Origin of the sequence: Bacillus sp. T33-2, assembly GCF_002860205.1 — a bacterium.
Lineage (GTDB): Bacteria > Bacillota > Bacilli > Bacillales > Cytobacillaceae > T33-2.
The window spans coordinates 1-23160 of sequence record NZ_PGVB01000055.1 but is presented as its reverse complement, the minus strand read 5'-3'; the positions used below and the strand labels follow the sequence as shown (position 1 = coordinate 23160).

30 protein-coding genes and 2 pseudogenes are annotated in these 23160 nt (G+C 41.4%); 16 read left to right on the top strand and 16 right to left on the bottom strand.

The window, feature by feature from the left end; translation table 11 throughout:
* Positions 1-15: 15 nt before the first annotated feature.
* The 4 genes and pseudogenes from CVD19_RS23500 to CVD19_RS23490 all read left to right on the top strand — a co-directional run bounded on the left by CVD19_RS23500 (position 16) and on the right by CVD19_RS23490 (position 3833).
* Positions 16-1035 (top strand): asparaginase, encoded by a 1020-nt coding sequence (locus CVD19_RS23500; RefSeq protein ID WP_101585608.1) that lies wholly within the window; start codon positions 16-18, stop codon positions 1033-1035.
* Positions 1036-1119: 84 nt separating this feature from the next.
* Positions 1120-2067, top strand: a pseudogene (locus tag CVD19_RS25675) (ABC transporter ATP-binding protein); the annotation flags it as partial.
* A 114-nt stretch (positions 2068-2181) separates the two neighbouring features.
* Positions 2182-3144: an ABC transporter ATP-binding protein gene (locus CVD19_RS25670; protein ID WP_257985271.1), complete on the top strand. Its 963-nt coding sequence runs from the start codon at positions 2182-2184 to the stop codon at positions 3142-3144.
* Positions 3145-3353: 209 nt separating this feature from the next.
* The gene (locus CVD19_RS23490) at positions 3354-3833 is read left to right on the top strand and encodes a YndM family protein (RefSeq protein WP_101585606.1); all 480 of its coding nucleotides are present in this window, start codon (positions 3354-3356) and stop codon (positions 3831-3833) included.
* Positions 3834-4009: 176 nt separating this feature from the next.
* On the opposite strand, the gene CVD19_RS23485 is transcribed toward CVD19_RS23490, so the two are convergent.
* From CVD19_RS23485 to CVD19_RS23465, 5 genes are all read right to left on the bottom strand, one after another.
* Positions 4010-4315 carry a spore coat protein gene (locus CVD19_RS23485; RefSeq protein WP_101585605.1) on the bottom strand — a complete coding sequence of 102 codons (306 nt, stop codon included), beginning with the start codon at positions 4313-4315 and terminating at the stop codon, positions 4010-4012.
* A complete protein-coding gene (locus CVD19_RS23480) occupies positions 4312-4506 on the bottom strand; it encodes a DUF892 family protein (RefSeq protein ID WP_101585615.1) in 195 nt (64 codons plus the stop codon). Before CVD19_RS23480 ends, CVD19_RS23485 begins: the two co-directional genes overlap by 4 nt.
* 33 nt (positions 4507-4539) lie before the next feature.
* Complete coding sequence (locus CVD19_RS23475; RefSeq protein ID WP_101585604.1) at positions 4540-4824, bottom strand: spore coat protein; 285 nt, start codon at positions 4822-4824, stop codon at positions 4540-4542.
* Positions 4825-4839: 15 nt separating this feature from the next.
* Positions 4840-5028: a hypothetical protein gene (locus tag CVD19_RS23470; protein ID WP_101585603.1), complete on the bottom strand. Its 189-nt coding sequence runs from the start codon at positions 5026-5028 to the stop codon at positions 4840-4842.
* A gap of 687 nt (positions 5029-5715) precedes the next feature.
* Entirely contained in the window at positions 5716-6627 is a 912-nt protein-coding gene (locus CVD19_RS23465; protein ID WP_101585602.1) for a DMT family transporter, read from the bottom strand.
* Positions 6628-7280: 653 nt separating this feature from the next.
* On the opposite strand from CVD19_RS23465, the gene CVD19_RS23460 reads away from it, so the two are divergent.
* A complete protein-coding gene (locus tag CVD19_RS23460) occupies positions 7281-8612 on the top strand; it encodes a S8 family peptidase (RefSeq protein ID WP_101585601.1) in 1332 nt (443 codons plus the stop codon).
* Positions 8613-8899: 287 nt separating this feature from the next.
* On the top strand, positions 8900-9505 hold the full coding sequence (locus tag CVD19_RS23455; protein WP_101585600.1) for a class I SAM-dependent methyltransferase: 606 nt from the start codon (positions 8900-8902) through the stop codon (positions 9503-9505).
* A gap of 83 nt (positions 9506-9588) precedes the next feature.
* Here the strand turns inward: CVD19_RS23455 and CVD19_RS25085 are convergent, their stop codons facing one another.
* From CVD19_RS25085 to CVD19_RS23445, 3 genes are all read right to left on the bottom strand, one after another.
* Complete coding sequence (locus CVD19_RS25085) at positions 9589-9762, bottom strand: hypothetical protein (RefSeq protein ID WP_180953775.1); 174 nt, start codon at positions 9760-9762, stop codon at positions 9589-9591.
* Between the two features lie 179 nt (positions 9763-9941).
* Complete coding sequence (locus CVD19_RS23450; RefSeq protein WP_101585599.1) at positions 9942-10304, bottom strand: hypothetical protein; 363 nt, start codon at positions 10302-10304, stop codon at positions 9942-9944.
* Between the two features lie 37 nt (positions 10305-10341).
* Positions 10342-11289 (bottom strand): ATP-binding protein, encoded by a 948-nt coding sequence (locus tag CVD19_RS23445; protein ID WP_142383563.1) that lies wholly within the window; start codon positions 11287-11289, stop codon positions 10342-10344.
* A 154-nt stretch (positions 11290-11443) separates the two neighbouring features.
* On the opposite strand from CVD19_RS23445, the gene CVD19_RS25080 reads away from it, so the two are divergent.
* Positions 11444-11614, top strand: a complete 171-nt coding sequence (locus tag CVD19_RS25080) for a hypothetical protein (protein WP_180953774.1) — start codon at positions 11444-11446, stop codon at positions 11612-11614.
* A 543-nt stretch (positions 11615-12157) separates the two neighbouring features.
* On the opposite strand, the gene CVD19_RS23440 is transcribed toward CVD19_RS25080, so the two are convergent.
* Complete coding sequence (locus CVD19_RS23440; protein ID WP_101585614.1) at positions 12158-13684, bottom strand: glycine betaine uptake BCCT transporter; 1527 nt, start codon at positions 13682-13684, stop codon at positions 12158-12160.
* 255 nt (positions 13685-13939) lie between these two features.
* Here CVD19_RS23440 and CVD19_RS23435 point away from each other — a divergent pair.
* Positions 13940-14517: pseudogene (locus CVD19_RS23435) on the top strand (Crp/Fnr family transcriptional regulator).
* Positions 14518-14962: 445 nt separating this feature from the next.
* Here the strand turns inward: CVD19_RS23435 and CVD19_RS23430 are convergent.
* Positions 14963-15658: a DUF4386 domain-containing protein gene (locus CVD19_RS23430; protein ID WP_101585597.1), complete on the bottom strand. Its 696-nt coding sequence runs from the start codon at positions 15656-15658 to the stop codon at positions 14963-14965.
* Between the two features lie 179 nt (positions 15659-15837).
* Between CVD19_RS23430 and CVD19_RS25075 the strand changes: the two genes are divergently transcribed.
* Positions 15838-15978 carry a hypothetical protein gene (locus tag CVD19_RS25075; RefSeq protein WP_180953772.1) on the top strand — a complete coding sequence of 47 codons (141 nt, stop codon included), beginning with the start codon at positions 15838-15840 and terminating at the stop codon, positions 15976-15978.
* 22 nt (positions 15979-16000) lie between these two features.
* Positions 16001-16390, top strand: a complete 390-nt coding sequence (locus tag CVD19_RS23425; protein WP_101585596.1) for a YybH family protein — start codon at positions 16001-16003, stop codon at positions 16388-16390.
* Between the two features lie 106 nt (positions 16391-16496).
* On the opposite strand, the gene CVD19_RS23420 is transcribed toward CVD19_RS23425, so the two are convergent.
* The gene (locus CVD19_RS23420; protein WP_101585595.1) at positions 16497-16688 is read right to left on the bottom strand and encodes a hypothetical protein; all 192 of its coding nucleotides are present in this window, start codon (positions 16686-16688) and stop codon (positions 16497-16499) included.
* Between the two features lie 206 nt (positions 16689-16894).
* Here CVD19_RS23420 and CVD19_RS23415 point away from each other — a divergent pair, with 206 nt between their 5' ends.
* The 3 genes from CVD19_RS23415 to CVD19_RS25070 all read left to right on the top strand — a co-directional run bounded on the left by CVD19_RS23415 (position 16895) and on the right by CVD19_RS25070 (position 17945).
* Complete coding sequence (locus tag CVD19_RS23415) at positions 16895-17353, top strand: SRPBCC family protein (protein ID WP_101585594.1); 459 nt, start codon at positions 16895-16897, stop codon at positions 17351-17353.
* 197 nt (positions 17354-17550) lie between these two features.
* A complete protein-coding gene (locus tag CVD19_RS23410; RefSeq protein WP_101585593.1) occupies positions 17551-17694 on the top strand; it encodes a DUF3941 domain-containing protein in 144 nt (47 codons plus the stop codon).
* Positions 17695-17771: 77 nt separating this feature from the next.
* Positions 17772-17945, top strand: a complete 174-nt coding sequence (locus CVD19_RS25070; protein ID WP_180953771.1) for a hypothetical protein — start codon at positions 17772-17774, stop codon at positions 17943-17945.
* A gap of 76 nt (positions 17946-18021) precedes the next feature.
* Here the strand turns inward: CVD19_RS25070 and CVD19_RS23405 are convergent, their stop codons facing one another.
* From CVD19_RS23405 to CVD19_RS23395, 3 genes are all read right to left on the bottom strand, one after another.
* The gene (locus CVD19_RS23405) at positions 18022-18711 is read right to left on the bottom strand and encodes an LrgB family protein (protein ID WP_101585592.1); all 690 of its coding nucleotides are present in this window, start codon (positions 18709-18711) and stop codon (positions 18022-18024) included.
* Positions 18708-19076: a CidA/LrgA family protein gene (locus CVD19_RS23400; protein ID WP_101585591.1), complete on the bottom strand. Its 369-nt coding sequence runs from the start codon at positions 19074-19076 to the stop codon at positions 18708-18710. The genes CVD19_RS23405 and CVD19_RS23400 overlap by 4 nt, the downstream gene beginning before the upstream one ends.
* Positions 19077-19214: 138 nt before the next feature.
* Positions 19215-20108 carry a LysR family transcriptional regulator gene (locus tag CVD19_RS23395; RefSeq protein WP_101585590.1) on the bottom strand — a complete coding sequence of 298 codons (894 nt, stop codon included), beginning with the start codon at positions 20106-20108 and terminating at the stop codon, positions 19215-19217.
* A gap of 337 nt (positions 20109-20445) precedes the next feature.
* On the opposite strand from CVD19_RS23395, the gene CVD19_RS23390 reads away from it, so the two are divergent.
* On the top strand, positions 20446-20706 hold the full coding sequence (locus tag CVD19_RS23390) for a hypothetical protein (protein ID WP_101585589.1): 261 nt from the start codon (positions 20446-20448) through the stop codon (positions 20704-20706).
* A gap of 53 nt (positions 20707-20759) precedes the next feature.
* Here the strand turns inward: CVD19_RS23390 and CVD19_RS23385 are convergent, their stop codons facing one another.
* Positions 20760-20939, bottom strand: coding sequence for a hypothetical protein (locus CVD19_RS23385; RefSeq protein WP_101585588.1), 180 nt, complete (start codon positions 20937-20939; stop codon positions 20760-20762).
* A gap of 225 nt (positions 20940-21164) precedes the next feature.
* Here CVD19_RS23385 and CVD19_RS23380 point away from each other — a divergent pair, with 225 nt between their 5' ends.
* Complete coding sequence (locus tag CVD19_RS23380; RefSeq protein WP_101585587.1) at positions 21165-21503, top strand: YolD-like family protein; 339 nt, start codon at positions 21165-21167, stop codon at positions 21501-21503.
* A gap of 105 nt (positions 21504-21608) precedes the next feature.
* Here the strand turns inward: CVD19_RS23380 and CVD19_RS25065 are convergent, their stop codons facing one another.
* Positions 21609-21758: a hypothetical protein gene (locus tag CVD19_RS25065; protein ID WP_180953770.1), complete on the bottom strand. Its 150-nt coding sequence runs from the start codon at positions 21756-21758 to the stop codon at positions 21609-21611.
* 160 nt (positions 21759-21918) lie between these two features.
* On the opposite strand from CVD19_RS25065, the gene CVD19_RS23375 reads away from it, so the two are divergent.
* Positions 21919-23028: a cell division protein FtsZ gene (locus tag CVD19_RS23375; protein ID WP_101585586.1), complete on the top strand. Its 1110-nt coding sequence runs from the start codon at positions 21919-21921 to the stop codon at positions 23026-23028.
* Positions 23029-23160: the final 132 nt, after the last annotated feature.

Here is a 23160-nt window from a genome sequence, read left to right as displayed (position 1 = left end):
CAGAGAGGTAATACAATGGACAACCCAATTAAAGTGTTTCGTGGAAAATATTTGGAAAGTACTCATCAAATACATGTCGCAGTAGTGAATGTGAAGGGAGAGCTGCTATATTCATTCGGTGATCCTAACAGGTTAACATTTCCGAGGTCATCAATGAAACCTTTCCAGGCAGTTGCGGTTGTTGAAACCGGGGCAGCGGATGCCTTTCAATATGATGAATCAGAGCTTTCGCTTATTTGTGCTTCCCATAATGGCGAGCCAATCCATAGAAACGCTGTTGCAAGGATATTAGACAGAATTGATCTAATGGAAAATGCACTCCAATGCGGGACACATATTCCAAGAGATATTGACAGTTATAACAAGCTAATCCGGAATGGGGGTGAGTTAACACCCGTGTTCAGCAATTGCTCGGGTAAGCATTCGGGGATGTTGACAGCTGCTGTCTATATGAATGAAGATGTGCATACTTATAGAGACATAAAACATCCGCATCAGCAGCGAATTTTGGATGTGATCGAAGAAGTCTGCGGCTTTCCGAAAAATGATCTTGAAATAAGTGTGGATGGATGTGGCGTACCGGTTCACCAGCTGCCTTTACAAAATACAGCTTTGGGATTTGCTAGGCTTGCCGATCCTTTGGGATGGATGCCTTCAGATCGGGCACGCTATCTCGAAAGGATTCGCAATGCAATGACAAAGCATCCCGAAATGGTAGGCGGAACGGATCGTTTTGATACAGATTTAATGAAAGTGTTCAATAGAAGATTAGTTGCAAAAGCCGGGGCCGAGGGCGTCCAATGCATAGGTGATAGTAAGACAGGGCTTGGAATCGCCATAAAAGTGGAAGATGGCAATGGCAGGGCAGCAAGTGTCGCAGCTATGGAAGTATTGAAACAGCTGGGAATCTGTGATGAGGAAAAATATGGCGAACTGATTCAATATGCGGATGCACCTGTCCTAAACGCAAGAAAAGACACAATCGGCCGAATAACAGCGGATTTTAAATTACACTCGTATGCCGGCGCACGTTGAAATAATGAAGTTTCTGTGACCAATAAAACAATAATAATCTAAATCTATTAATATAAAGCCCGTTTTTATTTGAAAGCAGAGGAAGTGAGATTAGTGGAAGCGTTGCTGCAGGTCAACAATCTCCATGTATCATTCAATACATATGCCGGAAAGGTCCAGGCAGTCAGGGGAGTAAACTTATATTTAAAACAAGGGGAAACACTCGCGATCGTGGGGGAGTCCGGCTCAGGAAAATCAGTTACATCAAAAACGATCATGAAGCTGCTGCCAAACAATTCTGCCCGAATAGAAGAAGGGGAAATTCTTTTTGAAGGGAAAGATTTAGTTAAGTTCTCTGAAAAAGAGATGCAAAGTGTAAGGGGATCTGAAATATCGATGATTTTTCAGGATCCAATGACGGCACTAAACCCAACCATGACAATCGGCGATCAAATAGTTGAAAGTCTCATCATCCATGAGCAGATGGGTAAAAAAGAGGCACGTCAAAGGGCTCTGGATTTGTTGAACCTTGTTGGAATCCCTAATGCCGATGCCAGGATTAAGCAATATCCTCATCAATTTTCCGGCGGGATGAGACAGCGTGTCGTGATTGCGATCGCTTTGGCCTGCAATCCGAAGGTTCTTATTGCAGATGAGCCAACAACGGCGTTGGATGTTACCATCCAGGCGCAAATCCTGGATTTAATGAAGGATATCCAGAAGAAAATGGGGACATCTATCATCATTATCACCCATGACCTGGGTGTGGTGGCCAATATCGCCGACCGGGTAGCCGTGATGTATGCCGGAAAAATTATTGAAACAGGCACAGTCGAAGAAGTGTTCTACACCCCGAAGCATCCATATACATGGGGCTTGCTCGGTTCTATGCCCAATATGGAAACGAAGGAAGAACTGGTGGCTATACCTGGTACACCACCCGATTTGATTAATCCACCGAAAGGCGATCCTTTTGCAGAGAGGAACGAGTTCGCGCTAAAAATCGACTATTTACGTGAACCGCCTATGTTTAAACTTTCGGAAACACATTTTGCTGCCACCTGGCTTCTGCACGGGAAGGCACCTAAAATTGGCAGGCCCGAAAAAATAAATAAGAAGAAATTGACTGTCACCAAGCCTGCGGAAGTGATCCCAAAGGCAGACACTATTAAACAAGAAGCTTTATTGGAAATAAAAAATCTTAAAAAATATTTTAATATCGGTAAAAACGAAATTTTAAAAGCTGTTGATGACATTTCGTTCAGTATTTATAAGGGGGAAACACTCGGCTTGGTCGGTGAATCCGGATGTGGAAAATCAACAACCGGACGCACATTGATGCGGCTTTATGATGCTACCGATGGGGAAGTGTTATTTGAGAATGAACCGGTACACGGAAGGAAGAATGCATCCTCATTGAAACAGTTCAACAGAAAGGTCCAGATGATTTTTCAGGATCCCTATGCTTCTCTTAATCCGAGAAAAACGGTCGCAGACATAATTGCTGAAGGCATTGACATTCATGGACTAGCTAAAACAAGACAGGAGAGAAGGCAAAGAGTATATGACCTATTGGAGACGGTCGGTTTAAGCAAGGATCATGCGAACCGCTACCCCCATGAATTTTCTGGAGGTCAGCGGCAGAGAATTGGCATTGCGCGTGCTTTAGCCGTTGAACCGGAATTCATTATTGCCGATGAACCTATCAGTGCATTGGATGTTTCCATTCAGGCACAAGTGGTCAACTTAATGAAAAAGTTGCAGAAGGAACGAGGCCTGACATATCTGTTCATTGCCCACGATCTATCAATGATCAAGCATATAAGTGATCGTGTAGGTGTCATGTACCTTGGCAATATGGTTGAATTAGCCAGTTCGGACGATTTATATAACGAACCATTACACCCGTACACGCAAGCGTTATTGTCAGCAGTTCCAGTACCCGACCCTGACAGGGAGAAAACAAGAGAGAGGATCATCCTGCAAGGCGATCTGCCAAGCCCAAGTAATCCCCCAAGCGGCTGCCGTTTCCGGACAAGGTGCCCATACGCAATGGAAAACTGTGCCACCACGGTGCCTGTATTGAAAGAAGCAAAGCCTGACCATTGGGTTGCCTGCCATCTTCTGTAAATGAATTCATCAAGTAGATAAAGTGATGAAGTGTTATTAAATTACCGCAACGATTTGCAGGCGCCACTCATTGAAAACATACTTTTCGAACTCGAATAATTAATGTCCATATGGTGAAAATACAACTACTGCATAATTCAGTTTGAAATACATATGTTACGTGATTTTCGAACTGAAAAGAGACTTAACAACGAGAAGGAGTTTTCCCAATGAGACATGTATTTGCGTTTGCGATAAAGTTTATGGCAACACTTACCATACTGGGTATCATTCTTGGCTTATTTAACAACTTTGCTTTCACTGATGTCCTTATCCTTACAGTAATTATTACTGGGCTCAGTTATGTTATAGCGGACCTGCTTGTACTGCGAAGGACTAATAATTTGACTGCTTCGTTGATCGATTTTACGATCGTTTTTTTCGTCGTATGGATCTTGAGTGACAATCTTGAGCATGTGGTCAATCTATTCACAGTCTCTTTAGTTTCCGCTGCCGGTGTCACGATGTTTGAATACTTTTACCATCGCATTGTACCGAATACTGCGGAAAGAACACAGGCTGATGCGGGAACTCGAAACCAAAACATCAGGGACACGCTGACCGAGGTTGCCGAAGAACTAAGACCTGTTCGTCCTGATGTAAGAAGCCCACGGGTAAATGAGAACAAACAAAAAAAGGGTAAAAAGTAGAAAGCACAACTGCAAACCCCTGGTCACAGCATAAGAGGCATTCATTAGAGGTCTATCCAACAGGATAGGCTTTTTCCATGATCAGCCCGAAATAAAAACCCATTTCAAATTAACATTGAAATGGGATCGTTTTGTTTTTAAAGTTGAATTCTACAAACTGTGACGTTCGACTTCACCTACTGCTTGTTATTGTTATTTGCTTGATTCTGTGCTGTTTTGGCCGCTCTTAGATCAAGGTTGAGCTGGTCTGTCAAATTGTATGGATGATAAAAGCCTTTGCCCATCATATATTCGGTCACTGCCTGGTGCTTATCGATGGAATCGTTTAAATATTGGGTTAATGTTTCCCTTACTTCCGGGGTGGCGGATTCTGTAATGGCCCTCGCAATCATCTTTATGTCTGATTTTGTCGCAAATAAGAAATCTGTTGCGATGACTTGGTCGGTCATTGCGCCCATGCCGGCCATACTTTGTTGGTTCATGATTTCGCACCCCTGTCTGTGATGAATTGCTGTAAACGGGTGATTTGCTCTGTTGTTTTATTGATATCCTGAGAAAGCAGGTTTTTTAGCTCATCGTCCTGAGCCAAACCACTCATGGCGGAGGATTTTGTCAGGCATAAATTTTTGAACATCATCAATTCATGGATTTCCAGAGTCTCATGGACTCCCATATATTGCGTTTCCAAATAAATCTCCTCCTTTCCTTATTCCTGTGCCAATCCCAAGGCTGTTTGGCTGGCTTTTAAGTCAAGTTTGATTTGCTCCTGCACGTCATTTGGGTGATAAAATCCGTTTGATATCATATAGCTGCTTATTTGTTCATGAGTTTGGATAGCCCTGTTCAACTGAATCCTTAGAGCTGATTTCAATTCCGGTGTTGCTGTTTCTGCGATCGCGGCTGCATAAGCTTTAATGCCTGATTTGGCAGTCATTAAAAATTCCGTTGCAATTGCCATGTCGCTCATTGCATTCGGCTGTTCACCATTCATGGTAATCCTCCTTTACTAAGTTAAAAATTCCTGCAATGCTTGAATTTCCACTCTTGATGCATTTACGTCGCCAGATAAAATATTCTTTAACGCTTCATCCTTTGCTAAACCGCCGAGTGTGGTGGATTTAGTCAAGCATGTATTTTTGAAAACTAATAGCTCGTGTAATTCAAGGATTTCATGAACACCGAGTTCCTTCGGCATATATCTCACCCCTTTCTTTGCTGAACCCTTGTTATAATCTGTAGTAGGTCCTTTTTTAATTCACTGTTTGGCTAAAACATAACTTTTTTTAGCGGCGTTCTATTTCTCTTGAATATTACAAAAGGGAAGGGGTGATTCTGCCGTCTAACCTGCAATTTTTAATTGGTAAACCCTTCTTCTTTTTCGTTAATTATTCTTGTCGGATGATAATTTTAATAGTAATTGATCGATTTTTTTTACATCAAAAGTAGGCTCCTACGCGTATTTTGTATTAGCTCGATAAATGTTCATTGTTTTTCCTGCTTGGAAGCTCAAGAATCACAAGTGGCACAAAAATTATCCTGAAATTCAAGGTTTGTTTGCTTGTAGTCAAAATAATTCCGCTACATGTTGTATTATATATCTACTATGTTCAATTTTTTTTACAAAAAAAGGAAAATGCGTCCGAATGAACTCCATTTCGTCCCTCAATAAGTTGAAGCTGTTGAATAAACACAGGACTTCCCAGGGGTTTTTTACAAGAATGACAGGACTTATTTACAAAAAAAGGATTATTCATGCGGTTTTAAACATCCGCATGAATAATCCTTAGAAAAGAAGTTTCTGGTGCATTTTATGAAAAGGGAGGAGAGAATTGCCGTCCTTCGAACTTATGTCCAGTATCAAATAGTCGCTATTTTACCCCAGTTACTTTGCCTTCATCAGGCTTGACTCTGTACCCGTCTGTGATTTTAACTTAATGTTAACGAACAAAATACTAATCACGATCAATAACAGGCCGACTAATAAATTTAATGTAATAACTTCTTTTAACAAAAAAGAACTGCAAAGGATTGCGATTAATGGAATCAGGAATGTAAATGATCCAACCTTACTCGCTTCACCTGAACCAACCAGGGTGAAGAAAGCGAGCCATCCAAATGCAATTACAAATGTTGAGATAAAAAGTAAATTTGTGATAAATGGCATTTCCCACTGGATATTCGACCAGCTCTCAACGCTAGAACCTACGCTTAACAAGAAAAAGCCGCCCATAATGAGCTGTACTGTGACCATCCAAATAGAATCAACACGATCAGCCGTTTTCTTCACATAAACAGTACCTAAACCCCAGGCTAATGCAGACCCAAGGGCAAGCAAAATACCAATGGCCGAAATATCTCCTGTAAATCCGCTAGCACTTATGATTGCAACACCGGCAAACCCAAGAAGCAAACCAATGATTTTTAACCGGTACATTGATTCGCCCAGCCAAATCCAGCAGAATATCCCAAGCAAAACTGGCTCAATGAATACAATGGCGGAAAACAATCCTGCTGGTGCATAGCCAAGACCAACTGTTTGCAGGCCGTAAAAGAGAATGATGTTAAGGAGAGCAGAAATTAGGTAAAAACGCCATGTTTCTTTAAAACGGAGGCTTTTATACCGTGGTATTGCGAAAATAAGTAAAATCAGTCCACCCAATATAGTTCTGATTCCGGCAAATAATAATGGAGGTGTATAGCTGAGTGCCATCTTGGATAACGGCCAGTTGACGCCCCACACAATCACAAGAAATGTAAGCAGTAATGCTGTATTTGTTTTGGTAAGTTGTTTCACGGTTGTTCCTCCTTGATGTGCATACTTAATAATAATACGCGTTTACAAATTGATTAAACAAGATAATTGCTCTGGGATATTCGATACTTTTTTCGTTCATGCTTGCTAATTAAGAATAAAAAACCCCTGACAGAAGTCAGGAGGTGCAGAATATGTTACAAGGGTCCAAGTTTTATTGCCACATGGGCTTTCCAAATATGAAAAGAGCTCGCCTTGCTTTCCATTATTACCTTTTTCAAGGTCTTCAAAGAAGATAAACACTTGAAATTTATCAACTTCTAAAGTTTCAGATACCACTCTGTCATTTTTTTCACAAGTGATGTTTCTGTTCTGTTGTTTTACCTTCCAGTACAGTTATGAATGGCAAGTAAATATCCTCTGTAACGCTGCATCGTAGGCCTGTGTGATATTTAAGCTGGATTTTCTAAAACCTCAACCACTTTCAAGCGCCAGAATGTACATGTGGGGGAACTTGCTCCAACAATGTCGACCAAATTGTGGATTACGAAAGCAAGACTCAATTGTGTAAAAAAGGGAAGTAATGCAACTTCCCTGTTGTTTTGCGCCCAATTAATGTTCAATTGGACAAACACCGCTTCATTTTTCTCTTCTTTTTCATAATTTGATAAAAATTGTGGAAAGGAGCAGAAAGATTGTTTGGTTTTTCAATGATTCAATTGGTCAGGGCTAATGCAAACAAACTGGATCTGACATTACGTCAAAACTTGATTGGTTTGTACAGGCCGTTTCAATGGACACCTTGTTTTTTACATTCCAGTTTAGAAAAACTGCTAAAAATTATGAAAACATATTCTGTGGTAGTTGAATTTAAAAAGGAATGCAGCTACTCAGCTGCGATCCAGGATTGCCATTCTATTGCCACCAAACACCTGAGGACTAGAGTCAAGCGGGGATATCCAAGAATTTCGTGCTGCAGTATGGACCTGTCACCGGCAGCAATAGAAGATTTATTGTCCTCATGCTCATCAATACAAAAAATTTATTTCGACAGAAAAGTACAAGCATTACTGGATGTTGCTGTTCCTTCAATTGAAGCAGAACAGGTTGAAAGGCGAGATACTGTTTTGACAGGAAAAGACGTTACAATTGCAGTGATTGATACAGGGATATATCCACATCAAGACCTGCAAAACCGAATCATTGCCTTCAAAGATTTCGTAAATGACAGGTTAGAGCCTTACGATGATAATGGACATGGAACACATTGTGCCGGAGATGCCGCTGGGGATGGGGCAGCGTCAGGTGGAAAGTATAAAGGCCCTGCCCCGGAAGCTAATGTAGTTGGCGTCAAAGTCCTTGATAAACTGGGGGCAGGCTCATTATCAACAGTGATGGCAGGAGTAGAATGGTGCATGGAATATAATGAGCTAAATCCTGACAGGAAAATCAATATTATCTCCATGTCATTGGGAAGTGAACCTCAGAGGTTTCGCAATGAAAGTGACGATCCTATGGTTAAAGCTGTTGAGGCTGCCTGGAACAATGGAATCGTGGTCTGTGTCGCAGCTGGCAATGCTGGCCCTGATCCTGAAACAATCGCAAGCCCCGGAATTAGTCAACAGGTAATTACAGTTGGGGCGATGGATGATCTAAATTCACCTAATCAGGATGACGACACGATTGCAACGTTTTCAAGCAGAGGGCCGACCATTTACGGTAAACAAAAACCTGATGTTGTGGCACCAGGAGTTGACATTATTTCGTTGCGTTCACCGAATTCTTATTTGGACAAGCTGCAGAAAGCCAATCGCGTTGGCACAGATTATTTTTCATTATCCGGTACATCAATGGCTACGCCAATCAGTGCAGGGGTTACCGCGTTAATCATTGAAAGTAATCCAAACTATACACCACAGGAAGTTAAGGAACGATTATTACAGGGCGCAGAACCTTGGGGAGACACTTATACTTACGGCCATGGCTATGTAAATGCCGAAAAAGCAATCCCTCGACAACCAGAGTAAGAATGTCCGCAAATGTGTTTAGCTGAAAGGGAAACAGCGCAGTCCTTTGATTGCTGCTGTTTTCCATTTGTGTGCAATAAATATAAATTCGATGTTTCGTGATCTATATAGAAAATTCACTTAACCGATTTCACGGACTCTCTTGATAGGTGTATGATAACATTAATCAAAATTATTACAGCATTAGGTGAAAACTCCACGGCCGAAGAGGCGCGGAACAAAACAGCAGGCAAATGTACTGGGCCAATTGGTATAAAATAAAAGTATCCAGGGAGTGGTGAAGACGGATGGAAAAGCAGAAGCAGAAAAGCATTTTCGACAAACAAGCAAACCAATATGAGAGAAAACGAGAAGGCCTGGCGCAAATTCAATGGCGAAAGGAGCTATTAAGTCATGCGAAGGGCGAAGTGCTGGAATTGGCAGTAGGGGCCGGAGCGAATTTTGCATTTTATCCCCCGGACGTAAGGATTACTGCGGCAGACTTTAGCAGGGCGATGCTGGAGAAAGCAGAACGAGCGGCAAAAGACAAACATATTCAAGTCGACTTTATCTGTTCCGATATCGAAAAAATGGATTTTCCTGGTCAATCGTACGACACCATTGTTTCGACTTTATCTCTTTGTAGTTATGATCAACCATTTATGGTCCTGGATAAAATAAATAAGTGGTGCAAACCTGCTGGGAGAATTCTTTTGATGGAGCATGGAATCAGTTCTAATCCTGTAATTTCCATTATCCAGAGGGCACTCGACCCAATTTTGTTCCGTCTCAATGGATGTCATCATAATCGAAATATCGTAGAGCTGGTGCAGAAGTCGGGCATGGTCATCGAGGCTGCAGATAGCCATTGGATGAACATGGTTCATCTTATCCGGGCAAAACCAAAACAATAGACGCGTTGCTCAGGCGATTTCCCAGAATCATTAAAGGGAAAAAGGAAAACGCCATGAACGGCGTTCCGGAAATGGTGGCTATTCTATTCGCGGCTTCCTTTACGGTATATTTGATTGCTGTCAAGGTTGATGCCTGATGCCGCTTCTGGTTCACCAAATGTTTCAATAAAACCTTGTTGCAGTGGATCGGTTCCATCACTGTTATCGATGCCTGTTGCATCAATATTAAGCTCTCGGTCCTTATTTTGTTCTGCCATTGAAATCGCCTCCTGAGACGTAGCATATGTAGTATGGAAACGAATTAATCATTCCGGACAGATAAATTTATGCCGAACGATAGGCCGATCTTGTCTCTGGTGATAAGCACATACATAGTCGTCCCTAAGCATCAATAGTGTGATCATCTAAATATTGATGCCTATTTTTATATGAACACTCATTCTCCTCCTTGGGCGGGCCGTCGAAATACCGCGTGAAAAACCTTTCTTTTTTTAGTATCAAATTCTATGTTCTCAATAAAAGGATCGCTCAGTTCCTCCAATAAAAGATCCTTTAATTTCTGAAGCCTTACTGGCCCAACCCTTTGCAGTTTTTCTGAAATCACCACCTTCATGTGTTTATTCTTTTTATAAAGGCGTATGCTTCCGAGCCCCTTCTGTTCAGTTTTTCCGAATGTAAAAGAAAACTCGAACCTTTGCTCGACGAACGCAGACAACTCAGCGAGCCCTAAGCCTTCATAAAGGGGAGGGAATTCATGATGAACAGGAGAATCTATAAATGACGTTGAATTAATGATCAAATCGAAACTCCTCTCTAGTGATGTTCCATATTTTAAGTTAGTTTAAGTTATGGCCAGTCCCTCTAAGGATTATTAGTTTTGTAAACAAATCATCTCCTGTGAGCTTTTTCACTGTATTAATCTTCTTTTGGCCCTTCATGGATTCCGCCTGGAACTGAATTAACGTGACTGCTTTTTGAATGAACTCATCAGAATAGCCCATCAAGTCCAGATAAACTGCAGCCAGTTGAGAAGAAACATTCTCGTGGCGGATCAATTGTGCCTCTTTAGTTGCTTCTCCGAAAAATTTGCAGAATGGCACCCCTATATCCTTCAGTAAACTCACCCACAACATCAGCAATTTATCTTCCTGATGATATACTGTCTTAATTTGTTTATATCCATCATATATATCTGCAGCGATATCAGGGAAAGTTTGTATGTCCGCAAATTCTGCGATGCCAGTGGATAATTGCGTAAATAACTGTTCATAATCGAGATCCGCCAGCAGCCATCTTTCATAATCATTTTTTAAATGGGATATATATTTTTCGGGCTGCCCATTGAAAATGACCTGATCCCATCCTTCATTTCGAACCGGGATTTGAGCTTTTGTGTACATGCGAAAGATGACGTCTGGCGGAACGGCACTTTCCCTCATTTCATTTCGGGACAAAATTGTGGATATTGGATTGTTTAAATAGTAAACAATCTTTTTATCTGCCTGTTGAAACTGGCTCAGTAATTGGATCCCCCGTCTGTCCAGGTTTGTTGAATCATATATTACGTTTTGATTCAAATTTAATATTCGGTTTGTTCTACTGGCCATTTCTTTAAAAACAATCCAATTCGTTTGTTGGCGATACACTCCATTAAACAGCTCATTCCTGATTTCATCTGAAGCGACGATTTCTGCATTACATTCGTTGGATAACTGTTCAGCCAGGGTGGACTTGCCACTGCCTGGCAAACCCACCATCATGATCAGCTTACTGATATCTACCACCTGCACTCATCATATGTTTTATATCTGCATTATTCCCATTGCCTTCATTTTTCTTGTAAATGTCAGAGTGGAAGGGTGTTTCCACCTGAACGATGGTATTTAAGATCTGTTAAAGCAAACACTAAAATGAATATGAAAAAGGAGGAGATATTACATGACACCTAAAAAACATGCAGACAAAAAAGTTGGGATTGATTGGAGTGGGCAAATGCAGTCCGATAATAGCGACGGCTCGAATCAACAGCCGTCTGCCTCCAAGCAAGGAACAGACAGGCCTCCCGTCGGGCCGATGATTAATCCTCCAGCCGGAGGCAGCAGAACTTGATTAATAAGCATGGATAGGCCTTAATCGCCTGGTTTCGGTTTTGGACTTGCTTTTAGCCAAGGCAATATTTATATTCAACCAATAAACGTGAGCATCCTTCGGGGTGCTTTTGTTTAGAACAGCAAAAAAATTGATGTGGGATTCCATTTTCCAACAGTTCCAACAGGAAAATCAATACTCTGATTTACTTGGATGAAACCATCAAACATCCCGGCCTTGCCAGGATATCAAAAACGATGCTGCTGTCTCCGGACTACTCGATAAAGGATATATTCAATACTTTTTACAAAGGTTTTAAACTTGTTTATTCAATAGGGCTTATTCGTGATTTAGCCGAGAACAATTTTTGGATCCGCACGCCATAGCACGAATGCCAGTACATCAGTCAAAATAGGTTAAAAACAGGAATCGGATTGTGACGGTTAATAAGGGAGATGATGGTTGAATAGGACAAGAAAATAGACCAATCCTTGTGGAATTGGTCTATTCATAATGGCGGTTGACCTGGTCTACGCATAGATCCGTCCATGCGTGTTATGATGCCTATGTTATTTGTTTCTCGATCCATTCTCTTATAGACCGTTCTCTCTTTTTTTCTTTCCTTCTCCGTTCACGTTCGTCTTGCCGGAGTATTTTCAGTAAGGAAGCGCACATGCCGAGCATGATGATCGCGAAGGGGAGGGCTGATACAATTGCTGCAGTTTGCAGTGCTTCAAGTCCACCAGTCATGAGCAGGACCATCGCGATCGCAGATTGAAGAATTCCCCATACGATTTTAACCCAATTTAGAGGATCGTCACTGCCATTGGTAGACAGCATACCAAGGACGAAGGTCGCAGAATCGCCCGCAGTGATGTAAAACAGGATGACCAGAATCATCGCCAGCCAGGCTATGAACACACCTAAGGGCAAATGCTCGAGGATGTAAAACAAGACTAATGATATATCTTTTTCTACAACCTTAGTGAGAGGAACTCCTTCAATCATCTGCTGGTGCAACCCTGTTCCGCCGAAAATGGAGAACCAGAGGAAACTGAACAGGCTGGGTACAATTAGTACACCAAGCACAAACTCTTTGATTGTGCGCCCTTTTGATATTCTCGCGATGAAGATGCCGACGAATGGAGCCCAGGAAATCCACCATGCCCAGTAAAAAAGGGTCCAATTTGCAATCCATGAATTTTGGGTGAATGGAGCAAGCCGCAGGCTCATCTGGATGATATTTTGTAAATAGCTTCCGAGTGTCGTCGTAAAAGCATCAAATATAGACGTTGTTGGCCCTAATATAAGCACAGATACTAGCAGCAATAGCGAAAACACCAAACATAAATTGCTCAGGAGCTTTAAGCCTTTCTCAAGTCCTGTTGTTGTCGACAAGATAAAAATAACGGTGGCAATGGCAATGATCAAAAGTTGTACCATTAATGTATTAGGCACTTTGGCCAGGTGATTTAGGCCGCCTGCTACCTGCAGCACTCCCAGCCCCAATGAAGTAGCAACTCCAAAAGCTGTTGCCAGTATTGTCAGGACATCAATCGACCTTCCAATCCATCCATTGACGCGGCTGCCCAAATAGGGTTCGAATGTAGAGCTGATCAAACCGTTTGACCCCTTGCGGTAGCGGAAATAACTAATAGCGAGCCCCAGCACTGTATAAATGGCCCAAGGGTGCAATCCCCAATGGAAGAATGAATATCTTAAGGCCAAGCGGGCAGCCTCCTCCGTGTGCCCTCCCCCGGCAGGAGGGGTTGCATAATGGCTTAACGGTTCGGCAGCCCCCCAAAACACGAGGCCGATTCCCATTCCGGCACTAAAAAGCAAAGCAAACCATGAAAGTTTTGTATATTCCGGTTCATCGTCATCGTCGCCCAGCCTTATTTTTCCGTATCTGCTAAACGCCAAAAACAAAGCAAATATCAAAAAGGTAAAGGCGACCAATAAATAAAACCAGCCAAAATTGTTTGTCGTGAAGCTAAGCAGCGCACTAGTCACAGCAGTGAAACTCTCCGGCATCAGGCTGCCAAACAATACTAATAAAATAACAATGAAAATGGACACAAAAAAGACAATCAACCGTAAACCATCCTTTCCTGCTATACATTGAACATATCTTTTTCCAAACACCTCAATAGTATACTGGGGTTCTGGATAGTTTTTTTTGAAGCCCGCATCATTGTCTGGTTCAATGATAATCCGGTGCAGCGATATTTTAAGCATTTTGAAACCTAAGCACATATTCTGGCACGTCACGGAAGAAGGAGTTTTACGTAAGAGAATAGAAATGAAATAAGGAGATATAACATATCCAACTGAAGGGGAAGTGCAATGAAGAGGATATTGTTAAAATATATGGCTGAATTAAGCTCTCTCAGCGAGGAAGAACAAGAGGCGATCTTTGCCGGGATACTGATTGAGGAATATTAAAAAGGAATGGTCTCCTAAGGCAAGGAGATGTTCCAATAATTAGTTGCTATTTCGTATTACAGGGATGTATCAGGAAGTATTTTATAGATGAATCTGGAAAAGAGGTTACAAGCAATTTCTTCACGGAAGAACAAGCTATTCCAATTAATGATCAACAGGAAGGCAAGGAGTCCAAGTACTCTTTAACATGTGTAGAAGACTCCATTCTGGTCGTGGGCGACGTTGATAATGAAAAGGCTATGTATAACGATTTTTCACAATTGGAAACGGTGGTCCGCAAAATGATGGAGATGAACCTTGGGGAAGTACAAGATGAGTTCGCTGAATTTATCAATTCTTCCCCTGAAGTGCGATACAAAGCCATACTAAGAAAACGGCCTCAGCTAATTGGACGTGTACCGCAGCATCAGTTGGCCAGTTATCTTGGAATAACACCTGAGTCTTTAAGTAGAATCAAGAAGCGCATCAATAAAGATTAAAGATATTGTATGCCTCAATTCGATCAGAACTTTTGTATTCGATATTAAAAAGGGAATTGTGTGCGCTCAAAGTCGATTAGAACTTTTCTAATCGACCCTAAGAAGGAATTATGTGCGCCTAAAGTCGATTAAGAGCCTTTATAATCGACCTTAACACGGAATTGTGTAAGCGAAAAGTCGATTAGAGCTTTGCTAATCGACATTAACAAGGGGTCTAAGTGTCTGAAGTCGATTAGAACCTTGGAAATCTACCTTAATAAGGAATTGTGCGGACCTAAAGTCGATTGGACCTTTCTGTTGGACCTTAATAAAGAATTGTGCGGGCCTAAAGTCGATTAGAAGCTTTCTATTGGGCCTTGTTAATCGATTCCGTGCTCCTAAAGTCGATTAGAACGCTTCCTAATCGACCTTAAGAAGGAATTAATCAACCTGTTGACACCTTCCCTCATTTCAACAGCAGCCATACACCAAAACCCATCTCACCCAGAATCATTGGCACTGTAAGAAATGATTCAAGCAGTTTCGTAATCCCGTCGAATTGTGGAAAAAACGTGAAATTAAAGTGAATGACCATATAGCCTGCTGCAGCGATCAACAGTAGTATGCTGACCACTTTAGGTACGTGGTTTGATTTAAAAGTTAAATAACCAACAATCAATAAATGCCCTCCAAAAATAATTAACCCAACCGACCATATAAAATCAAATGCGTTTAGAAATAGCATGACAAATGCTTCAAGTTGACTGATTTGGAAGGAGGAAAAATATTCTGTATCTTTTGTCAGGAGCAAGATAAATATTAAATTTAGTATGGCGATACCCAATATACCCGCATAGATCATGCGGAACCAGGCGGCTAACTTTGAGAGGTGTTTATTAAATGGCTCTAGGTATATATAGAAGCCCCATGCCACCACAATGTCACATATCAGGATGATGAGCCACCCCATAATCCCGGCACCGAAAAAGGTATTTGATGACATAATGTTATGATATGTGGTGCTGGCATCACCTTCAACCTCAAGAATGCTAAATACAATGCCATAGGAAAAACTTGCAGCAAGAGTCATGATGATAAGTGCCGTGCCTGCAATGAGAGCAGATTTTCGAAGGTATGATACTTGATATCCAAATATGCTCATAAACATTCTCCTTATCGTTAAGTTTATTTCAGTGTAGCCGGTCGGCTTAACCCTTTCATTGACTTAAGTTAAGTGCTGTAGAGATTATTCATTTTTAGCCTGAAGGTATTGTTAGACTTAGCAGGGTCGGAAGATAGTCTTTCCGATATCGTTTTCGTAAAAAAATCTGGAGGTTTTATATGGAGTTGTGGATTTTTATTGTACTCTGTTCTGGAATTCTCATTGCTATCGGGTTTGCTTTTGATTTGAGAGCAAAAAAGAAAAAATATAAGTATGAACTGGAAGAAGGTTTAAGAAAACAACGAGAACAGAGGTATTAACGGTGATGAATGGATGGTTAATATGGAGCACGAATTAAAAGAATTTATCAAGAAGTGTGACGAGGCAATAAAGCAGGAAGAATTTGATACGTTGATGAATTACTATACTGAGGATGCGATCTTGGTTGTAAAGCCTGGCATGATTGCCAGGGGAAAAGAGGAAATCAAAAAGGCATTTATTGCGATCGCAAAATATTTTAACAACAGCCTTGTTCCAACGCAGGGGGAAATGATGATTTTAGAAGCGGGAGACACTGCAATGGTCATTTCCCAAACGCTATTGGACGCTGACAAAGAAGAGACGGAATATTCCATGGAGAGACGGTCAACATATGTATTTAAGAAAAACTCACAAGGTGAATGGCACTGTGCAATCGACAACTCATATGGTACGGACTTAATCGGTAAGTAGACCTTTTAGGATTTTAATTGCGTAAAACAGTGTTTTACTGCAGTCTATACTTTTAGTTTGTTAAACGGCTCATCATTATTAAAACCCCGCCGAAGCAGGGTCTCATCTATGGTCTTAATCGCTGCTCTTTAACCCACCAATCTATATGATCCAAGTTAAAGACAATCATATTGTTGATAGGTCTCAGATGCGGTATGTCTTTACTTTCAATCAGATCACAGATTTGTTGCTCGGTAAGTGGGTAATTGATTGAGGCGAGATATGCGATTAATTTTTGTATTCCATAGACTTTTCTCATTTAACCACCTCCCACCAAGCTCTCTTTATTCGAATAAACAAAGAAACCTTAGTGTCAGGTATTAAATGATAATAAGCTTAATTACTTATACCCTATTATGATAGAAATATTCGTCTGCCGAATAATCACGCAGCCATCCACGAAGCTGTATCGGATTTCCAACTAAAACCAAGTAATAGATAGTGGGTATTAAAGGGGAATATGAAATGCCTGTGATTCAGTATCAACAATTCATTGAAGCACCAGTTGAAGTATGCTTTGACCTTGCACGGGACGTAGAGATACATACTCGTACCACAAGTAAAACGAAGGAAAGAGCTGTCGGCGGAGTAACAGCAGGACTGTTAGAGTTAGGAGATACGGTCATTTGGGAAGCGGTTCACTTTAGCATTAAACAAAGGCTAACAGCTAAGATAACTGTTATGAACAGACCATATGAATTTGTAGATGTGATGGTAAAGGGAGTATTCCAGTCCTTTACCCACACGCATCAGTTTGTCGAAAAAGATAGCGGAACCTTAATGATGGATAAATTTGAATATAAGGCTCCATTTGGTCCAATCGGCCTTATCGCCGATAAATTGTTCCTGGAGAAGTATATGAGAGCATTTATTGCCTCTCGTGCTAGCGAATTGAAAAAGATAGCCGAGAATTTGCCAAAATAGCACCCGGCTAGGCTAATATGGGCCGGCAACTGAGCGAACATTAACATTTGACAGGATTTTGGTTTGATAGACGGCAACTATTTTGCCGCTTATTTTTTCGTAAAAATTGAATTAATACGTTTTTTTTGCACATACATAATCTGGGGCCTTCACGCAAAAGTTAATACCATTAATAAGGCAAAAAAGGAGAGAATAACGTGGTCAAATCTAATCCGACGACTAAAGATGACGACAAAAGACCAGAAAATAATAACGAAAAAAACCGTCAAAAAAATATTCTGGCTGAGCACAACAGAGAGATGGGAAAGCATCAGTACTCCAAAAAAACAGATCATCTATAAAAACGCACAAGTGGCTTCAGCAGATAAAACTAAATAATTACAATGAGGCTAATACCTCATATGAAGGAGACAATCACATGCCAAAAGGAAAAAATAACAGAAAAATGGGAAACGACCAAGGTGCTGATATGTTTAACAGAAATGAATTAAATAAGGTGCATCTGAACCGGGAAGCATCAACGGACGATACCGGTGAAGACATGATCAGCGGTGACAATTTGATGAACAGAACTGGCGGACGTGTTGAATAAAAATAAACAAGACAGCTCACATGTTGTGCGCTGTCTGTTTTGTTGTTGCCATATGCTTCTGTGTTTCGCCTTCAGACTAGTGAAAGTGAGCTATATTCATAAGGGCGGGGATGAGTGACACTCCCCATAACAATGTGATCCATGCAGCGAAAATCATCGCTAAAGAAGAAAAAGTCGCTTCATGTTCCCCATAGTCCATTGCTTTATTGGTCCCGGCACCATGAGCTGCCATTCCGAGCGCCAGTCCTTTGGCAATAGGGGTTTTTATCGAAAGAGCCCTGATTACCATTGGCCCAACGACACCGCCGATCACTCCAGTCAGGATGACAAAGACGGTTGTTAAGGTCGGCAATCCGCCAATTTCCTTCGACACTTCAATCGCAATCGGAGTTGTTATCGACCTTGGAAGGATGCTTACGATAAAGTCATTTTTTAGGTGAATCAGCTCGGACAGCCCGAACGTGGACAAAATGGCTACCACACTGCCCGTTGTAATACTTACCAGTATGGTCCCCATATATTTTTTCACGAGAGGCAAGTGCTTATAGATGGGAATAGCAAAGGCGACCGTTGCCGGCCCCAGCATATGGGTCAGCCATTTTGAAGCTTCGAGGTAGTCATTCGCAGGGACACCCGCCATGCTGATGATCAAAATTAAAACAACGGGAGCGAGTAATAACGGGTGAAACAAAGGAAACTTCCATTTGGAATACGCTGTTTTGGCAAGACGGTAAACGATATAAGTAGCAGCAATAAAAAGGATCATAAAACATCACTTCTTTTTCTTCCCGATATTTTTTCCGCGGTAAGGGCAGTAGCAGCCATTACGATAACAGTGCTGACACCAATCAGCAATACAATGGCGATTCCTTGAATGCTGAAGATGTCGTCATAATTCACAATCCCAACTGCTGAAGGAATGAAGAAAAGCAACAATTCAGCCATCAGCCAATTTGCGCCCTGTTCAACCCATTCCAGTTTTATCACTTTGACCATTAGTGCGATAAAAAGAAGGATCAGCCCGTACATTGAAGCCGGAATAGGCAGGGGAAGAAACTGCTTGAGGGCTGCGCCAGCAAATAGAAACATATGAATTAATAATACTTGCACGATAATTACACCCAGTTTCATTACGATCCCCCTATCCATAAAATAAGAAAAAGGAGTACAAATACCCCTTTTAGTAAGTTGATGGAATAATTATAGGTGTAATTCTACGTCAGTTATGGCCATTCGTAAAATACATATTGAGAATGAAAACCATAACGTTTAGTTATAATGGGGCAGCTGCCTTTCTTTCAGGATAAACTCGATGAAAGCTCTGCCCGCAAACGAGAGATAACGATCCTTTTTTGTAATGACAGCCAGTTTCCACAAAATAGTAGGTTCGAGTCTGATAATGGCCAAATCCCTGTTTGATACCCGGTTGCATATTGATTGTGGGAGAATCGTGATCCCCAGGTTTGCCGCCACCATTTCAGACATCAAATCCCATTGAGAACTCTTAAACAGAATTTTTGGCTCAAAACCCGCTGTAATGAAGAGATTCCGTATGATATGATGCAAGGCAAATTCCTCGTTGTAAAAGATGAACTCCTCATCCACAAGGTCGTTTAATTGAACAATTTGACTGGAAGCAAAGCGATGCTCCCTATGTACAAGAAGCTTCATTTCTTCCTCGACAATCGGATAAACGTTATACTGTTCTTCATTGATCGGCAGGACTGCAACACCCAACTCAAATTCGCCTTCTTCCACACTTTTAACAACCCTCGCACCGCCGTATTCCTTAATATTCAGCTCGACGTTAGGATATTTGTGATGGAACTTTGCCATCACTTTTGGGAAGAATAGACTTCCGATGAAAGGGGGCAGCCCTATATTCACCTGGCCCCTTGCCAGGTTTGTCATGTCATTTAATGTTGTTGACATTTCATCAAGAAGGGCGGTCATCTTCTGGGCATACTCCATCACAACTATCCCAGCATCGGTTATATCACTCGTTTTTTTGGTTCGAATCACTAGCGTCATGCCCAGTTCTTCCTCCAGTGACATGATCATTTTACTCAACGCCGGCTGAGAAATATGCAAGGATTCCGCAGCTTTTGTAATACTTTTGAGGCGGGCCACCTCAAGAAAATATTTTAATTGACGTATCTCCAAAACCAGCACCTCCATTGTTTCGGTTCCTTATTATGACATGAAGACTCGCAAAAAACATTAACAAAGGCTAAGAACTGGCAAAAAAATACCAAAAAAATGGTGTGTGGATAAATCTGGTGAAATACTTAACACAATTGTTAAGTATTTATAGCACGATAGCAGTATCTTGCAAGTCTCAACAAAACTAAATTCGCGGTCCGATTAGCCCACCCAATATTTAGGCGCTAAAATCAAGGCAAATGCCTATCACCTGTTTATGAATTGAACATAAATTAAATCTGTGAACGGCAATAAAGAGAAACGCTTGTTCAAAAAAGAGTGCTGGGAGGAATATAGGATGTCTTATCAAGATCCTTATAGTGCGTTTTTGTATCATTTGGGGTGTTCTGAGGAATTCAAGAGGCTGAAGGAAGCGTCCGCTCAAGATCCGGGGGCATATTTCAGCTATGGTGAGCAGGAGTATCACCATAAGGCAAGAGCATACCGTTACAGGGCGATGTTAGGCCAGCAGTACCCTGTTCAAAATCCAATGCAGTACGCAATGCAATATCCGGCGCAATATCGGGCAGAATCGCAGGAGGAGAACGTTGAAGCATAAGTAGAAACAGGCAACTGCTGAATCATGGTTCAGCAGTTGCTCATTGTTTATTATTATTGGTTGTTGCCTCTTTGATTATTTTTGTTGTTGCCCTGGTTGTTATTATTCCCGGTCAGGTTGTTAACCATCCGGTTCAGGCCGTTTGCAAGCTGGCCGAATACTCCATTGTTATTTCCGTTTTGTTGGTTGTTATTGCGGTTATTGTTTTTACCCTGGTTATTTTGGTTTGCCATCATCACACCTCCTCATTTAAGGATGTGCATTTTTACAGATGGGGAATCACAACAATTTTCGGTTATGTCACTAAAAAGTGGCAATGTTCATGTCACTATCGGCATCCATTCCTGTGTTGGCAGGTTAGCAATGTTGCCAGACCCTGCTTTTCAAATTATTTCATGTTTTACAGAACTAATGTTCGTGTATAATAAAGGTAGATAACTCGGAAGGGAATAACCATTATGACAATTCGCGATCGGGGCATATTAAAATGGCAGACATCATTTATTTTGCCGGAACACTCTTCAGCGCTGCAGGATCTGAAAAAGGATTATTTCCGTGAAAAAAAACCATTGATAGACGAATATGAAGCTGAAGAGTTTGAAAGGCTGATCTGTTACGCAATGGAATATCAATTGGCAGTAAAAATTAAGATATGGAATGACGGATTCACACACGAAGAAAAAGGTTTCGTACATTACCTTGACCCGTTAAAAAAACAGGTACGGTTGAAGACTGAAGACGATATCGTCGTCCGGTTCAATTTTGTGGATATTATCGGAGTGGATGTTTTGGAGTAGCAGTAAGCACCAACAAGTTCAAAATGATGTGGCGGAGCATGAAATGCTACCGGTAAAAAAACAATTACGATTAAATCAAAAAAAAGCTGCCAGACGACAGCTTTCTTACTCAAGATCCGGTGTAATCTGATTGGCGATCCTTCCGTGAGGTTTTGGAGCCTTGTCCAGATGGTTTGTGCCTTTCGATTCGACATCGACTTCATACGAATCGGTCTTCATATTCTTATCGACGGGATTCTGTTCCTTCTTGCCCAAATTGTTCACCCCCATGGACATTAATGTTTGAAGATTGACTGAAAATATACATATATTGTATCTCGATCATTTTATCCAACTATTTTATTGATTTTTATCAGGAACAAGTCTAAATCCGTAATTCTTGAGTATTATCATATTAAGATAAGGAGGCGATCTGGTGAAATCAATTGGAATCTTAGGCGTTGGCCAGGCAGGTGGGAATATCGCTGAGATAGCGTCAGCCTTGGGCTTTGAAACCGCCCTTATCAATACGAACCAGCGGGATGGCTCAGTCAATACCAGGGTGGAGAAAAAATATTTCGTTCCGGGGTATAACGGTGCCGGGCAGGATCGATCAATTGGCGTAAAAGCTGTGAATGAAAACCATAAAGAGCTGATTGATTTCGTGAAGAAATCCTTTAAGAACATAAGGCTGTTACTGGTCGCGTTTTCTACAGACGGCGGCACGGGGTCTGGAATGAGCCCTTTATTAATTGATCTGTTAATAGATGAACTGCCCGGTATCAATGTAGGTGCCATTGCTATTGTACCCGAAAGAAACGTGCTGGCGGGTAACCGCATCAATGCAGCAGAGTGCATCGAGGAAATTTCCAAAATTGAAGGGATATCTTCTGTGTTCCTGGTGGACAATGACCAGATGCGAAAGAATAATCCCCAATCAAGCAAACAGCAGATCTACCTGTCTTCCAATCATAAAGTTATTGAAGCTATTAATAATGTCCTTCAGGTTACACAAAAGAGTTCCTTTTACGGTAACTTTGATGAAACAGATCTCATGAATATTTTAAACACAAGGGGCGTTACGGTCATAGCTTCTGCCACGGTTACAGATGCCAAGACAACAGCAGACGTATCAAGGAAAATTCAACTTTCCTGGGCAAACTCCATATTCTGTCCTGTTGAATCAGCAGGCGTAATCCGCGCCGGACTGATATATGAAGGGCCTGAGCAAAACAGCAAACTCATAAGTGTACCCTCTGTTTTCGAAAGGGTAGGAGAACCTGTGCAATTATTCGAAGGGACCTATATATCAGAATCTGACCCTACTGTAACAACCATCCTTGCCGGCCTGTCCTTCCCTTCCCGCAGGCTGCTGGCACTTGAGGAATCGATCGAGAAAAACAAGGAGCGTCTACAAAATCTAGTGAGCAAGGAACATACCCAGAAATATGAGTCCCGGATTTCCTGGGCATACAATCTAAAAACTAAAACAGCCGAGAAAAAACCTGCCTCAGTATCATCCAAGTTATCAAAATACCAGAGATAAGGGGCCTTCCTGCCTTTTCAAAACAGAAAAAACACACTGGATATAAAAATTCAGTGTGTTTTTCATAAATGAATCAATTTCATAATTGCTCTTTCTTAAAAAGTTGAGACTTCCCCGACTCTAAATTTTACT